General features: G+C 49.2%; 12 protein-coding genes. 6 read left to right on the top strand and 6 right to left on the bottom strand.

The genetic code is table 11. The annotated features are described in order from the left end of the window. Positions 1 to 358: 358 nt before the first annotated feature. From ACI0FR_RS06950 to tpiA, 3 genes are all read right to left on the bottom strand, one after another. Positions 359 to 901, bottom strand: coding sequence for a L,D-transpeptidase (locus ACI0FR_RS06950; protein ID WP_374831139.1), 543 nt, complete (start codon positions 899 to 901; stop codon positions 359 to 361). Between the two features lie 302 nt (positions 902 to 1203). Next, positions 1204 to 1611, bottom strand: coding sequence for a preprotein translocase subunit SecG (secG, locus tag ACI0FR_RS06945; protein ID WP_404905952.1), 408 nt, complete (start codon positions 1609 to 1611; stop codon positions 1204 to 1206). Between the two features lie 181 nt (positions 1612 to 1792). Continuing rightward, positions 1793 to 2557 carry a triose-phosphate isomerase gene (gene tpiA, locus ACI0FR_RS06940; RefSeq protein ID WP_374830844.1) on the bottom strand — a complete coding sequence of 255 codons (765 nt, stop codon included), beginning with the start codon at positions 2555 to 2557 and terminating at the stop codon, positions 1793 to 1795. A 241-nt stretch (positions 2558 to 2798) separates the two neighbouring features. Here tpiA and ACI0FR_RS06935 point away from each other — a divergent pair, with 241 nt between their 5' ends. From ACI0FR_RS06935 to ACI0FR_RS06915, 5 genes are read left to right on the top strand one after another with little or no spacing between them, the layout of a single operon-like run. Then, positions 2799 to 4688, top strand: coding sequence for a peptidyl-prolyl cis-trans isomerase (locus ACI0FR_RS06935; protein WP_404905953.1), 1890 nt, complete (start codon positions 2799 to 2801; stop codon positions 4686 to 4688). 8 nt (positions 4689 to 4696) lie between these two features. Next, entirely contained in the window at positions 4697 to 5716 is a 1020-nt protein-coding gene (gene trpD / locus ACI0FR_RS06930) for an anthranilate phosphoribosyltransferase (protein WP_404905954.1), read from the top strand. A 9-nt stretch (positions 5717 to 5725) separates the two neighbouring features. Then, positions 5726 to 6529 carry an indole-3-glycerol phosphate synthase TrpC gene (trpC, locus tag ACI0FR_RS06925; protein ID WP_404905955.1) on the top strand — a complete coding sequence of 268 codons (804 nt, stop codon included), beginning with the start codon at positions 5726 to 5728 and terminating at the stop codon, positions 6527 to 6529. Positions 6530 to 6540: 11 nt separating this feature from the next. Further along, positions 6541 to 7029: a cyclic pyranopterin monophosphate synthase MoaC gene (gene moaC / locus ACI0FR_RS06920; RefSeq protein WP_404905956.1), complete on the top strand. Its 489-nt coding sequence runs from the start codon at positions 6541 to 6543 to the stop codon at positions 7027 to 7029. A gap of 2 nt (positions 7030 to 7031) precedes the next feature. After that, the gene (locus ACI0FR_RS06915) at positions 7032 to 8252 is read left to right on the top strand and encodes a molybdopterin molybdotransferase MoeA (RefSeq protein WP_404905957.1); all 1221 of its coding nucleotides are present in this window, start codon (positions 7032 to 7034) and stop codon (positions 8250 to 8252) included. A 106-nt stretch (positions 8253 to 8358) separates the two neighbouring features. Here ACI0FR_RS06915 and ACI0FR_RS06910 read toward each other — a convergent pair whose 3' ends face one another. Both ACI0FR_RS06910 and ACI0FR_RS06905 read right to left on the bottom strand, forming a co-directional pair. Then, the gene (locus ACI0FR_RS06910; RefSeq protein ID WP_184218521.1) at positions 8359 to 8730 is read right to left on the bottom strand and encodes a response regulator; all 372 of its coding nucleotides are present in this window, start codon (positions 8728 to 8730) and stop codon (positions 8359 to 8361) included. A gap of 305 nt (positions 8731 to 9035) precedes the next feature. Continuing rightward, positions 9036 to 9548, bottom strand: coding sequence for a single-stranded DNA-binding protein (locus ACI0FR_RS06905; RefSeq protein ID WP_374830832.1), 513 nt, complete (start codon positions 9546 to 9548; stop codon positions 9036 to 9038). A 302-nt stretch (positions 9549 to 9850) separates the two neighbouring features. Between ACI0FR_RS06905 and lexA the strand changes: the two genes are divergently transcribed. Beyond that, positions 9851 to 10573 carry a transcriptional repressor LexA gene (lexA, locus tag ACI0FR_RS06900; protein WP_374830830.1) on the top strand — a complete coding sequence of 241 codons (723 nt, stop codon included), beginning with the start codon at positions 9851 to 9853 and terminating at the stop codon, positions 10571 to 10573. A 291-nt stretch (positions 10574 to 10864) separates the two neighbouring features. Here lexA and ACI0FR_RS06895 read toward each other — a convergent pair whose 3' ends face one another. Further along, positions 10865 to 13384, bottom strand: a complete 2520-nt coding sequence (locus ACI0FR_RS06895) for a ComEC/Rec2 family competence protein (RefSeq protein ID WP_404905958.1) — start codon at positions 13382 to 13384, stop codon at positions 10865 to 10867. Between the last annotated feature and the right edge of the window lie 10 nt (positions 13385 to 13394).

Raw genomic sequence — 13394 nt, 5'->3', positions numbered from 1 at the left:
TTATGTCGTTAGACTCTCCTGACTGATTCCGCCACTAAAAAATGACTGCCTGTGAAAAATAATTCATTTATCCCCGTAATCACCGGATAAAAACCACAGACAGAATTTTTGTCGTTTGCCGACTATATCGCATCAGCTGGCGGAATAAATTAATTTCGAAAATCCGTCTCTTTTTTTATAAAGAACCGACGACTTTCCATGCCCAAGTTTTGCTTCCCGCTCTTGACTGTATTGCCCTGTCCTGCCGGCTAACCCGTCATAAAATGGCTCAGGAACGGTTTGCGTGCCATTCACATGGCCTTAATAAAACACAAAAAAGCCGGGCCTGCGCCCGGCTTATCAGCGCCTTATAACAAGATCACAGAACAACAACTTCTGTGCCAAGATTGACGCGCTCATAAAGGTCGAGCACATCTTCATTAATCATACGGAAGCAGCCGTTTGAAGCCGCACTTCCGATTGTCCAAGGCTGCACAGTACCGTGAATACGGATATAAGTGTCTTTATTGCCCTGAAATAAATAAAGTGCGCGGGAACCAAGCGGATTGCCCGGACCACCATCCATACCGTTTTTAAAGCGGCTGTAATGAGCAGGATTGCGCTCAACCATTTCCTTGGTCGGAATCCAGCGCGGCCATTCGCGCTTGGCATTGATGGTGCCGGTGCCTTTAAATTCAAGACCAACTTTACCAACAGCAATGCCGTAGCGGCGCGCCGTGGTCGGGGTCTCTACATAATAGAGAAAATAGTTTTTCGGATCGACAACGATTGTGCCCGGTTTATAGCCGCTAAAGGCCACGGTCTGCGCGTGGAAACGCGGTGCAATCTTATACTTTTCCGCCTGAGACACATAAGACTTTTTAGCCGGAACTGCATCGTTCGGCGCGGCCTGCACAGGCATTGCCATGCAAAGTCCTGCAATACCAGCGAGAATGATATGGCGTAAAAACATTTGAATTTCCCGAAAATAAACCCGAAAACACAGGGTGACGGCACATCCTAGCATGCCAATCTATAATGTGTGATTAAGCCAAAGCCCCGTTATACTCAACAGCTTGATTTTATCAACAGCATGTTTTCATGCCCGCTATGGCATGGTTGCAACACTGCATTCCCCAAAAATTGTAACAAGCATCACAAACTAAAAATCCCGACCTCAAAGAGATCGGGATTATAAAATCAAAAGCCTGATGGCGAAAAGTATTACTGTGAACTTGGAACCGGATTGGCAGGTGCAGCCGGTACATCTTCCGTCGCAGGTGCCGGTGTTTCACCACGCGATGAAGCGCCGCCCAGCTGGTTGAGAATGCCGCCGCCGGTCGAGCCATCACCCGCTGCCGGAGCCTGACCGCCTGCCGCCGGAATACGGTTCAGAATATCGGTCGGACGCTCGCCGTAATTTGCCGTGATGCCAAGAAGCAATGACGTTGCAAAAAAAGCAGTCGCCAGAATCGTTGTCATGCGTGTCAGAGCATTACCTGCACCACGTGCAGTCATGAAACCGGAACCGCCGCCGATACCAAGTCCGCCGCCCTCAGAACGCTGGATAAGCACAACGCCGACAAGCGCAAGAACAATCAGAAGATGAATGACTATGAGAACAGTCTGCATGGAATTTGGTCTGCTTTCTTTATAGATCGCGGTCTTAATATGTCGCGGCTCTTTACACGGTATTGGAGAATAATCCAACCCCCATTTAAAAAGCCTTATCAACGCAAGGTTATATATCTGTCTATTTATCTATAACACAAACTGATGCTTTTAAAGGGGGCGGATCAATCGTCCATCAATTTTACAGGCTGCGATAGGCCTCACAAATCGCGAGGAAGTCGGCAGCTTTCAGGCTGGCACCGCCAACGAGTGCACCGTCGACATCGGCAACCCCCAGCAGTTCAACAGAATTGGCAGGCTTAACCGAACCACCATAAAGTAAACGCATATGCGCACCCTGCGCACCAAAACGCTCAATCAATGTTTCGCGCATGAAGGCGTGAACAATACGCACATCCTGAACCGTCGGTGTCAAACCGGTGCCAATTGCCCAGACTGGCTCGTAAGCAATGATCGTGTTTTCTGCATTCACGCCATCCGGCAATGAATTTGCCAACTGCTCGCCCACAACATTCAATGTGGTTTCGGCATGGCGTTGATCAGCTGTTTCACCCACACAAACAATGGCAACCAGTCCTGCCTGCCATGCAGCCAGCACTTTTGCCTTCACCATTTCATTGGTTTCACGGTGATCGGTGCGGCGCTCCGAATGACCGACAATCACATGAGATGCACCGGCATCTTTCAGCATAAGCGCTGAAACATCACCTGTATGAGCACCCGATTGTGCCATATGGCAATCTTCACCGCCCAGCCCCACGTTTTCACCTTCGAGCGTTTCTGCAGCGCGTGAAAGCAAAGTTGCAGGAACGCAGATGACTGCATCCAGTTTGCGGCCGTAATCAGAGCTCAGGCCCGCAGCAATCGCACGTAATTCGGTCAGGGATTCCCCTGTGCCGTTCATCTTCCAATTGCCCGCAACCAAAGGGCGAATTCCCGGTGTCATGCGCTTCTCCTCGCAATGCTCTACCACCGTGTCGTCGCGCTTTATTTTAGGAACGCAGGCGGACGGTTTTCATGAATTTGCACCTGACTAACAAATTCACACACGAATGCAACACTTAAAGAGTGCGCATTAACGGGTCAAGAAAGCAGTTTTCCTGTCATTGAGCCTTGCATCACGCCTATGCTTAAGGCTATTCCCATAGTTCTGGAACCAAAGCTTTCAATTTATAAAAGGTACTTCCATGCTCGACAGCTTGCGCGCCGCCACTCAGACCTGGATTGCAAAACTATTGCTTGGTATGCTCGTCTTAAGCTTTGCCGCTTGGGGTATCGCCGATATTTTCCGTGAAAACATGACCAGTTCGGCTGCTTTGAGCGCCGGAAAGTCCGAAGTTAGCGCGATTGAGTACCGTTTTGCCTATGAACAGCAGATGATGCGTCTGTCCCAACAATTCCAGCAGCGCCTGACCAAAGAACAGGCTCAGGCATTGGGTGTGGAAAGTCAGGTGCTCTCACAGCTGGCAGCCGGCGTTGTACTTGATGAAGAAGCACGTCAGATGAACCTGGGAATCACTAAAGACGGAATCGCCCGTCTGGTGGCCGAAGATCCGTCCTTCCATGATGCGTCCGGCCGTTTCAGCCCAGCACAATTCGATGCCGTGATGCGTCAGGCCAATATTCGTGCGCAGGATTATCTCGACAGCCGCACGCAAGTAGCCCGCCGTCAGCAAATTGTTGAAGCTGTCACCGATGGCATCAGCGTTCCTGATACATTGCTGAAAGCACTTGCACTTTATGAAGGCGAAAGCCGCACAGTTGATTACATCACCATCCAGCCGGAAAAGGTTGCCGATATTGCTGCCCCTTCCGAAGATGCGCTTAAAACCTATTTTGAAACCAATAAGTCGCAATATGCAGCACCTGAATATCGCAAGCTTACTTATGTCAAGCTGGAGCCAGCCGATATTGCTGATCCAAGCCAGATTACACCTGAAGAAGTCAGCGACTATTATGAAAAAAACCAGAGTCGCTATTCAACCACTGAAAAGCGCACAATCGAACAGTTAAGCTTTACTGATGAAGCAGCTGCCAATGCTGCTGCCGAAAAAATTAAAACCGGCATGAGCTTCGATGATCTGGCCAAAGAACTCAACAAGTCGGCTGAAGACATCAAACTCGGTATGTTTGAAAAAACCGCACTGCCGGATCCGGTACTCGCAGAAGCAGCATTTGCCCTGCCCCACAATCAGGCAAGTGAAGTTGTCAAAGGTGCGTTTGGCCCTGTGATTATCCGAGTAACCGAAATAGATGCCGCACACACTAAGCCGCTTGCCGAAGTTGAAGAAGAAATTCGCTTAAGCCTTGCAACCACCATTGCAGCGACCGCCATTGCCAATGTGCGCGATCAGTTTGAAGAGGACATTTCCAATGGGGTGCCTCTGGCTGAAGCTGCAACCAAGGCTGGTTTGAAATCGATTACCATTGATGCCATTGATGCCGAAGGCAACGATATGAATGAAAAGCCGGTTGAAAACCTTCCTGCTCAGGCTCAGCTCGTCGCAAATCTGTTCCAAACCGACAAAGGCATTGATAATGACCCGCTTTCGTTGGGCACCAATGGTTTCCTCTGGTATCAGGCCGATGATATCATTCCTGCCCGTGACCGCACGTTTGATGAAGTGAAAGATACAGTTGTCGAGGCGTGGAAGGCCGATGAAGCAATTAAAAATCTGATTGCTAAAACTGACGATATGAAAAAGAAAATTCAGGACGGTACATCACTCGATGCACTGGCAGAAGAACTGAGCGTCACAAAAAACACCAAACGTGGGGTTACCCGTGCAGCCAACGATATTGAGCTTGGCTCTGCCGCTGTTGCTGCGATCTTCCGTGGTGCCAACGGCCATGTCGACACGGCCGCGACACCAAACAATGATGCGCAAATCCTGTTTAAAGTCACCGATGTGGTTGAACCTGCCGGTATCAGTGCAGAATCAATCACAGAAGATCGCCGCAAAGCTGCTGCCAATGGCTTGTCTGATGACCTTCTGACACAGCTCATTGCCGAATTGCAGAAACAATATCCGGTTAAAATCAATCAAACCGCGATCAACAATGCGATGGCATTTTAGAGGTGAGTATGGTTGATTTTAAAGATTTCATTGCAAAAGTTGCGCTCGGAACGCAGCTCAATGTGCAAGAAGCCAAACAAGCTTTTGATATCATGATGACAGGGCGCGCGACGCCCTCTCAAATCGGCGCCTTTTTGATAGCTCTGCGCGTACGCGGTGAAACCGTGCCTGAAATCAGCGGCGCTGTCGCCTCGATGATGTCCCGCGTCACGGAAGTCAAAGCCCCTGCCAATGCCATTGATATTGTCGGCACCGGCGGTGATCAATCAGGCTCCTACAATGTTTCCTCCTGCTCGGCATTTGTGGTGGCAGGTGCTGGCATTCCGGTGGCAAAACACGGCAATCGTGCATTGTCATCTCGTTCCGGTGCTGCCGATGCGCTTTTTGCACTTGGTGTCAATATTGAAGCCGATGCCGATCTGATCAGCCGCTGCATCTATGAGGCGGGCTTGGGCTTTATGTTTGCGCCCAACCATCATTCCTCCATGCGCCATGTCGGCCCGTCACGGGTGGAACTTGGCACACGTACAATTTTCAACCTGCTCGGCCCCCTCTCCAACCCTGCCCATGTAAAGCGTCAGCTTGTCGGCGTTTATGCGCGCGAATGGGTGGAGCCTTTAGCACATGTGCTGAAAGAACTAGGCTCTGAAGCCGCATGGGTTGTTTATGGTGACGGCCTTGATGAAATTACCACCACCGGCGTCACCCATGTCAGCGCCTTGGAAAATGGCACAGTCCGCAGCTTTGAAATCAGCCCTGAAGATGTCGGCATTCGCCGTGCAGAACCGGCTGAACTTAAAGGCGGCGACGGTGCATATAATGCTGAAGCGTTGAGAGACGTGCTCAATGGCGCACAAAATGCCTATCGTGATATTGTGCTGATGAATGCAGGTGCAGCCCTTTTGATTGCCGGCCATGCCTCAACTTTGAAAGAAGGTGTAGAGCAAGCTGCCCTTTCCATCGACAGCGGTGCAGCACTTAATGTCTTGAATAAGCTCGTTCAGGTTTCCAATGAGCAAGCGGAATAAGGATATGGTATGAGCACTGATATCTTGAAAAAAATTGAAGCCTATAAGCGCGAAGAAATTGCAGCTGCCAAGGCAAAGATCACACTTACAGAGCTTCAGGCAAAAATTGCCGATCAGCAGCCGACACGCGGTTTTTTCAATGCTTTGCTGCAAAAGAAAGCCAATAAACAATTTGGCCTGATTGCCGAAATTAAAAAAGCCAGCCCGTCCAAAGGACTGATCCGTCCGGATTTTGACCCGCCATTGCTGGCCAAAGCCTATGAAGAAGGTGGCGCGGCTTGCTTGTCCGTTCTCACCGACACACCTTCATTTCAGGGTGCGCCGGAGTTTTTGACAACCGCGCGCAACGCCTGTTCCTTGCCAGCTTTGCGCAAAGATTTCCTCTTTGACATCTATCAGGTTTATGAAGCACGCAGTTGGGGTGCTGATTGCATCCTCATCATCATGGCAAGTGTTGATGATCAGCTGGCTGCAGAGCTTGAACAGGCCGCTTTCTCGCTCGGCATGGATGCATTGATTGAGGTGCATGACGAAGCTGAAATGGAACGTGCGCTCAAATTGCAGTCGAAAATGCTCGGCGTTAACAACCGCAATTTGCGCAATTTCGAAGTGGATCTGGCCGTCAGTGAACGTCTTTCCAAAATGGTTCCGGATGATTATCTACTGGTTGGCGAAAGCGGTATCTTCACCCATGACGATTGCCTGCGTTTACAAAAATCCGGCATCGAAACTTTCCTGATCGGTGAAAGCTTGATGCGTCAACAGGATGTGCGTTCTGCAACCCACACCCTTCTGACCGGTCAGACAGCCTGAGGTTGAAGCCTATGAGCAAGCTGAGCCATCTTGATCAATCCGGACAGGCCCATATGGTCGATGTTGGCGACAAGCAGGAAACCGAGCGTTTAGCTGTCGCCGAAGCTTCGATTGTCATGCGACCTGAAACGCTTGCTCTTATTCTCTCCGGCAATGCCGCCAAAGGTGATGTACTGGCAACTGCACGCATTGCCGGCATTATGGCTGCCAAAAAAACCGCTGATCTCATTCCGCTTTGCCATCCGTTGATGCTCACTAAAGTTGGTATCGTGATCGAGCCGGATGAAAATCTGCCAGGTTTTAAAGTCACCGCGAATGCGCGCCTGAAAGGCCGCACCGGCGTTGAAATGGAAGCCCTCACCGCAGCATCCGTCACATGCCTCACCATTTACGATATGGCGAAAGCCGTTGATAAAGGCATGACTATTCAAAACATCCATTTGATTGAAAAGCACGGCGGTAAATCCGGCGATTGGTTTACATCCTCCAAGGATAAATAAAAATGGCACTTTTACCCGTTGATGAGGCGTTAAAGCGTCTGACTGAAAATGTCCAAGCGGGCCTGAGTGAAACAGTTTCCATCCAACAGGCAGGCGGGCGCACCCTCGCCGCGCCTATGGTCGCCCATTACTTGCAATCCCCTTTTGATGCTTCCGCCATGGATGGCTATGCGGTACGCGCCAACAAAGATGGCAGCTATCCCAGTCAGTTTCGTGTGATCGGTGAAGCAGCTGCAGGAAAACGTTATCTTGGGCAAATTGCTAAAGGCGAAGCCATCCGCATTTTCACCGGCGCACCGGTACCGGCTGACGCCGATAGCGTGGTTATTCAGGAAAATGTCACCCGCAATGGGGATATGATCGAAGTCTGCGGCGAGATCATCAAACACAAACATATCCGCCGCGCCGGTCTGGATTTCAAACTCGGCGAAGAACTATTACCAGCTGGGCGCAAACTTGATGCAGCTGCCTTGGCGCTTGCCGCCGCCAGCGGCAATGCAGAGCTGCAAGTCACCCGCCGCCCACGCGTTGCTATTCTGGCAACCGGTGACGAGCTTGTCGCACCGGGGCAAATTCCGGCGGAAGACCAGATCATTTCGTCCAATTCCAGCGGCATTGCCGAACTGGTGCGTGCACAAGATGCAACAGCGATAGATTTAGGCATTGTGCCGGATCAGACAGATTTAATCATTGCTGCTATCAAGCGGGCGATGGATGATAATGTCGATGTGCTGGTAACACTTGGCGGCGCCTCTGTCGGCGATCATGATCTGGTGCATAAAGCACTCACCGCCTGCGGCATGGAACTGGATTTCTGGAAAATCGCTATGCGTCCGGGCAAACCACTTATGCATGGCAGCCTGACCGCCGCCAATGGCCGCATCATTCATGTGCTCGGCCTGCCGGGAAATCCGGTTTCCAGCATGGTTTGCGGATATTTATTTTTGCTGCCGCTGATTGCCAAATTAACCGGCCACAGCTATCGCGCCGATATCCGCAAGGCGACACTCTCAATCCATATGCCGGAAAATGATCATCGCCGTGATTATGTACGTGCGGAATATATCCTTGACGATCAAGGCGATTTAATCGTGCAGCCTTTGCCCGTACAGGATTCGTCCATGCTGGGAATGTTGGCGCGCGCCAATGCTCTCATAATCAGAGAAGCCAATGCACCGGCCATTGATGCCGGAGCAAACTGCCAAATTCTGGTTTTGCGTTAGATTTCAGAGCATTTCCGAATTAAGTTAAATCGTTAGAAATGCTCTGACATTTTATTTTTTCCGCGTATCTCATCCGAAAACCGCTTCACACTTTTCGAAATACACTTTAAGCATCACCCAGATAAGATTTAATTGTCTCGATAAAACGCGGTACTGAAATCGGTTTTGAAATATAAGCTTCACAGCCACCCTGTCTGATGCGCTCTTCGTCACCCTTCATCGCAAATGCAGTGACAGCGATAACAGGGATAACTTTCAGTTCTTCATCATCCTTCAGCCATTTGGTGACTTCAAGACCAGAGACTTCCGGCAACTGAATATCCATCAAAATCAGGTTCGGGCGATGCTCGCGCGCCAAGTCAAGCGCTTCAAGCCCGTTGCGGGTGCGGATAGTTTCATAGCCATGGGCTTCTATGAGATCGCGAAAGAGCTTCATGTTCAGCTCATTATCCTCAACGATCATCACTTTCTTAATCATCAAACTTCCCTCAGCGCACAGGCTTTCCGGCTCATTTGCAAGTGCTTATACACTTGTTACGGAATCGATAAACGCCATTCATCCAAAATGATTTTAACCCCAGAACATTGACGAATAGCAAACAGATTAAAGTTTTTTAATTTTTTTAAAGCGGTCGTCATATCGAGCATAGCGGCTGGAAAAGATAAACCACACATATAAAAAATGCGCGAGTTTTGATAAAAACTCGCGCATATTCCTTAAATTTCATGCAAAAACCGAACAAAATTTTGCAATTAAATGCTCATTTTTATCGGTTTCTTTCATTAAAATGGAATTTCATCGTCCAGATCGCGTGAGAAACCGCCGCCGGATGATGGACCTGAGCTACCAAAATCAGAGCCGCCCGATGAACCGCCACCGGAATAATCAGACATCTGCGAACGACCGCCACCGTCAAAAGAACGACCCTGTCCGCCGCCTTCACCGCGACTGTCGAGCATCTGCAATTCACCACGGAATTTCTGCAACACGATTTCAGTCGTATAGCGTTCATTGCCGTTCTGATCCTGCCATTTACGGGTCTGCAAAGCGCCTTCCAGATAAACTTTCGCGCCTTTTTTCAAGTATTGTTCAGCGACTTTGGCCAGATTTTCATTGAAAATCACAACACTGTGCCATTCGGTCTTTTCGCGGCGCTCACCGGACTGGCGGTCGCGCCAGCTTTCAGAAGTCGCAATACGCAAATTAACGACAGGGTCACCGGAGCTTAGCCGTCTGACTTCCGGATCCGCACCAAGATTGCCGACCAGTATAACCTTGTTGACACTACCTGCCATGCGCTTAACTCCACCTTATCTTTTAACTTTGGTTAACTGCTACAGATAACAGCCGCCAATGATTTAGCACATCCATCCTGCGGCAGATGTCAGCAATTATAGCCTGTTTCCACAAGAGATATGCCACTTAATTTTAAGTTCCTACTTTGTTCTAATGCAAAAAAATCTTCGCGGCAAGTATCCATTTTTTACCACCTTAAAATATGATTAAGAGACACTTGCAGAACAAGCAAAGAACAGATAGTGTTTGTTCTGCATTTGTTTTTAAATTTGATTCTTAACTCTGGGGGGGGCTTTAGCTTATGTTAACCCGCAAGCAGCATGAATTACTTCTTTTCATACACGAACGTCTGAAAGAAGTCGGCATCCCGCCCTCTTTTGATGAAATGAAGGATGCTTTGGATTTGGCCTCCAAGTCCGGTATTCATCGTCTGATCACCGCATTGGAAGAGCGCGGCTTCATTCGCCGCCTTCCCAATCGCGCCCGCGCATTGGAAGTCATCCGCCTGCCCGATTCCATTGCCCCGGGGTTAAACTCCCAAAAAAAGTTCTCCCCAAGCGTGATTGAAGGAAGTCTGGGCAAACCTGCTGCACCAGCAAAACCCGAAACCGCACCAGTGGATGCTGCTTTTGAAAACAGCGATACAATTTCTGTGCCTGTCATGGGGCGCATTGCTGCCGGCGTCCCCATTTCCGCCATTCAGAACCAGACACGTACCATCACTTTACCGATGGATATGATCGGCTCTGGCGAGCATTACGCACTCGAAGTGAAAGGCGACTCGATGATCGAAGCCGGAATTTTTGAAGGTGACACGGTTGTGATCCGCCGCGGCAATAACGCCAATCCGGGAGAAATCGTCGTTGCCCTTGTCGATGACGAAGAAGCAACCTTAAAACGCTTCCGCCGCAAAGGCGCATCCATCGCACTCGAAGCTGCCAACCCTGCTTATGAAACCAGAATTTTTGGCCCCGACCGCGTACAGGTTCAGGGCAAGCTGGTCGGATTGATACGCCGCTACTAATCCGGCCAGTGCAATTATTAAACCCGATGCGAACCAAACCGTTATGTCACAATGATAATTGGTTTGGTTCCTTTCATAACATTTGTGTGGCTTATGAAACCGAGACGCAATCATATATGATCTAAAGTTTACGCCTGCCGAACGGTTATCTTATTATTAAGCTCATGGGCATCTTTGTTTTTCAGCGTCTATTGAGATCGTAAATTATTGCCATAATTTTAGGATCATAACAGCTTCATCGAAATTTGGTTTTCTTGAATAAATACAGCCGTAAGCGATAATGCAGGATGATCAATTATCATCATTGATAGGTGAATTTTTCTGATTAGCTTTTGCCTTTGGAGCCACATAATCGGCAAGGCCACGCCCCGCGCGGGAGTATAGACGATATAGATGCCACGGGCGTTGCGGATCACCAACCGAATATGTCAATTTATCATTATATTTCAGTAATTTATTATCATTTTCTAAATTCTTACTAACAGATTGTTGAGATTGCAGGTCAGTAGCAGCCACATTTGTGATAGCATCATATGGTTCTGGTTCATCAAGCTCACTCTCAAAAGTGTCAGCATCATTCTCGTCTTCAAAGACCGGATGTAATCCCATACCTGCCGAAACATTATTTTTGGCATTAACCTCTTGAATGACTGGATCGCCAAGCCTGATCTCAAGCGCCCCCTTCAAAGCTAACTCCCGCCGCGTAATCACGAGCTTATCTGCAGCCATGCATTCCGGTTTTTTACCCGCCACTGCCAATATAACCACATCCCCAATATGACACGCCGTTTCGACTGTACCTAGTGTTTCGGTATAGCTCAGCATACGCCCATCAGCGAGTGTGATTGAACAGATGTTTTCTTCACAATAAAATGCATTTTCCTGATAAGTGCCATTTTTCTTTGAACCAGCTATTACCGGTGGAACAATCTCGCTCACATCATAAGCTTTTGCCCAATTTTGAATTGTGAAACGCGACGGACGCGAACGGTTGACAGCAAGTCGTCCATCGGCAAGGCCAACCGCCACCAGTTTGGCATCCTCGGAAATCATTATATCGGGATCATTCTCCACGAAATAAAAGAAAAAGCCGATAGCCACTAATAATAACGAAAGATTGCGCAAGCGCGTCGTGCAGATGACTGCAATCACCACCGCAATTGTCCAGCTGATAATTGCCCCCGATGATATAATTCCGGGATTTCCTGCCGGTGCGATTGATGAAACCAACTCGGCGATCTGTCGCATGCCCCAAACGCCAAGCCCCATGATCTGCAACGGCAACCAATCCAACTGCAGCGGCATCAACAACAAGCTTAAAACCGCAAAAGGCATGATAATGATGGAAATCACCGGCATCGCCAATATATTGCCGAGTAAACCAAAAGGTGCTGTATTATTAAAGTGATAGGCTGAGTAAATGCCGCTTGCAATACCAGCGACAATTGATGTGGCGGCAGTTGCAACAATTGGCACGAACCATTTTTTGAGCTTCGAGTTCTTTTGTCTTTTAGCGATCTTGCCCTGATTATGGAGTGCTGATTTTCTATCACTCCACCACGCAAAGGCCGCTACCAAACCAGCTGTTGCTGAAAAAGACATTTGAAAACTTGGCCCCAGCACTTCATGCGGCGAGCTGATAAAGGCAATGAGTGCTGCGATTGCAAGATTGCGAATGCTGAGTGCCGCGCGATCAAAAAGCAAAGCTACAAGCATCACCATAATCATCACAAAACTGCGCTGCGCCGCTACATCAGAGCCCGATAGCGCCAAATAAAACGCAGAGCTAAACAATGCTGCGGCGGCTGCATATTTTTTAATCGGATGCCTTGCAGCAAAGGATGGGAACAAGCCTGCAACGCTGCGAAAACCGATAATGACAACACCTGCGGCCAAGGCCAGATGCAAACCCGAAATTGACAAAACATGTGCTAAGCCGGAATTGCGCAAAGTTTCATTTGTATGCTCGCTAATGCCGTCGCGCTGCCCCGAAATCAATGCAGCAGCAATGGCGCCGTCTTCCCCGCTCACCACACTGGTGACACGGGTGCCGACAATATGGCGAAGTGTGGCAATAGCATAAGAAAATGTATCCCCCACCCAACTTAATGAAGCAGTCTTCGCCAAAACAGGCGTGCCCATGTAAAAACCATTGCCACCATTACCTTTAAAATAACCATTAAAGGCAAAGTCGTAATTACCCGGTCGTACTGGCCCAGAATGGGGACGCAAGCGTACAAGTCCGGTAAGTGTGGAGCCGATTTCCGTTTGCGCAGGGATATCGCGTGCTGTCATTCGCAATCTCTCCGGTGCATGGCGTAAAACAGGTCGCTCGGTTGACAAGACGTCTATCGTCAACCGCCAGCCACCGGTATATTGCGCTTCCAAGCCGACAACACGCCCAGTCAACCGCGTCGTAACATCCGAACCAACCATTGCCGTGGAATAGCGCCAGGTTTCCAGCTTGCCGCAAAACATTCCAATCTGGAAAAAAATCGCCAACAACAGGATGGATGACCAATAATACCGTTCCCGCACCCACCAGCGCATCGCCACCAATAAACACAATGGCAGTATAAGAGACAACCAGCTGGTTTCCTGTGCTTGGGTAAAATAGGTGATTACACCCGTACCGGCACTGACCGGCAACAGTAAAAAACCGGTGCCCCGCTCACGCTCGGCCTGCAAAGCCGATTGCAGTTGGACAATATATAATTGGATACGAGCCCGAAACCCGGTTTCATCCAGATTTTCAAATGGCTCAGCGGGTGGCCCTTCAAGCGGATAATCGTGAATGGCAGGATCGGGCAAAAAAGGCGAA

Source organism: Paenochrobactrum sp. BZR 201-1 (genome assembly GCF_044987585.2).
In the GTDB taxonomy this organism is placed as follows: Bacteria; Pseudomonadota; Alphaproteobacteria; order Rhizobiales; family Rhizobiaceae; genus Paenochrobactrum; species Paenochrobactrum pullorum.
This window is presented reverse-complemented; position numbering and strand designations above follow the sequence as displayed.

What these genes read in the sequence shown, in the direction of transcription:
- ACI0FR_RS06950 (WP_374831139.1), bottom strand. Translation starts at nt 901, where the DNA reads ATGCCTGTGCAGGCCGCGCCGAACGATGCAGTTCCGGCTAAAAAGTCT.
- secG (WP_404905952.1), bottom strand. Translation starts at nt 1,611, where the DNA reads ATGCAGACTGTTCTCATAGTCATTCATCTTCTGATTGTTCTTGCGCTT.
- tpiA (WP_374830844.1), bottom strand. Translation starts at nt 2,557, where the DNA reads ATGACACCGGGAATTCGCCCTTTGGTTGCGGGCAATTGGAAGATGAAC.
- ACI0FR_RS06935 (WP_404905953.1), top strand. Translation starts at nt 2,799, where the DNA reads ATGCTCGACAGCTTGCGCGCCGCCACTCAGACCTGGATTGCAAAACTA.
- trpD (WP_404905954.1), top strand. Translation starts at nt 4,697, where the DNA reads ATGGTTGATTTTAAAGATTTCATTGCAAAAGTTGCGCTCGGAACGCAG.
- trpC (WP_404905955.1), top strand. Translation starts at nt 5,726, where the DNA reads ATGAGCACTGATATCTTGAAAAAAATTGAAGCCTATAAGCGCGAAGAA.
- moaC (WP_404905956.1), top strand. Translation starts at nt 6,541, where the DNA reads ATGAGCAAGCTGAGCCATCTTGATCAATCCGGACAGGCCCATATGGTC.
- ACI0FR_RS06915 (WP_404905957.1), top strand. Translation starts at nt 7,032, where the DNA reads ATGGCACTTTTACCCGTTGATGAGGCGTTAAAGCGTCTGACTGAAAAT.
- ACI0FR_RS06910 (WP_184218521.1), bottom strand. Translation starts at nt 8,730, where the DNA reads ATGATTAAGAAAGTGATGATCGTTGAGGATAATGAGCTGAACATGAAG.
- ACI0FR_RS06905 (WP_374830832.1), bottom strand. Translation starts at nt 9,548, where the DNA reads ATGGCAGGTAGTGTCAACAAGGTTATACTGGTCGGCAATCTTGGTGCG.
- lexA (WP_374830830.1), top strand. Translation starts at nt 9,851, where the DNA reads ATGTTAACCCGCAAGCAGCATGAATTACTTCTTTTCATACACGAACGT.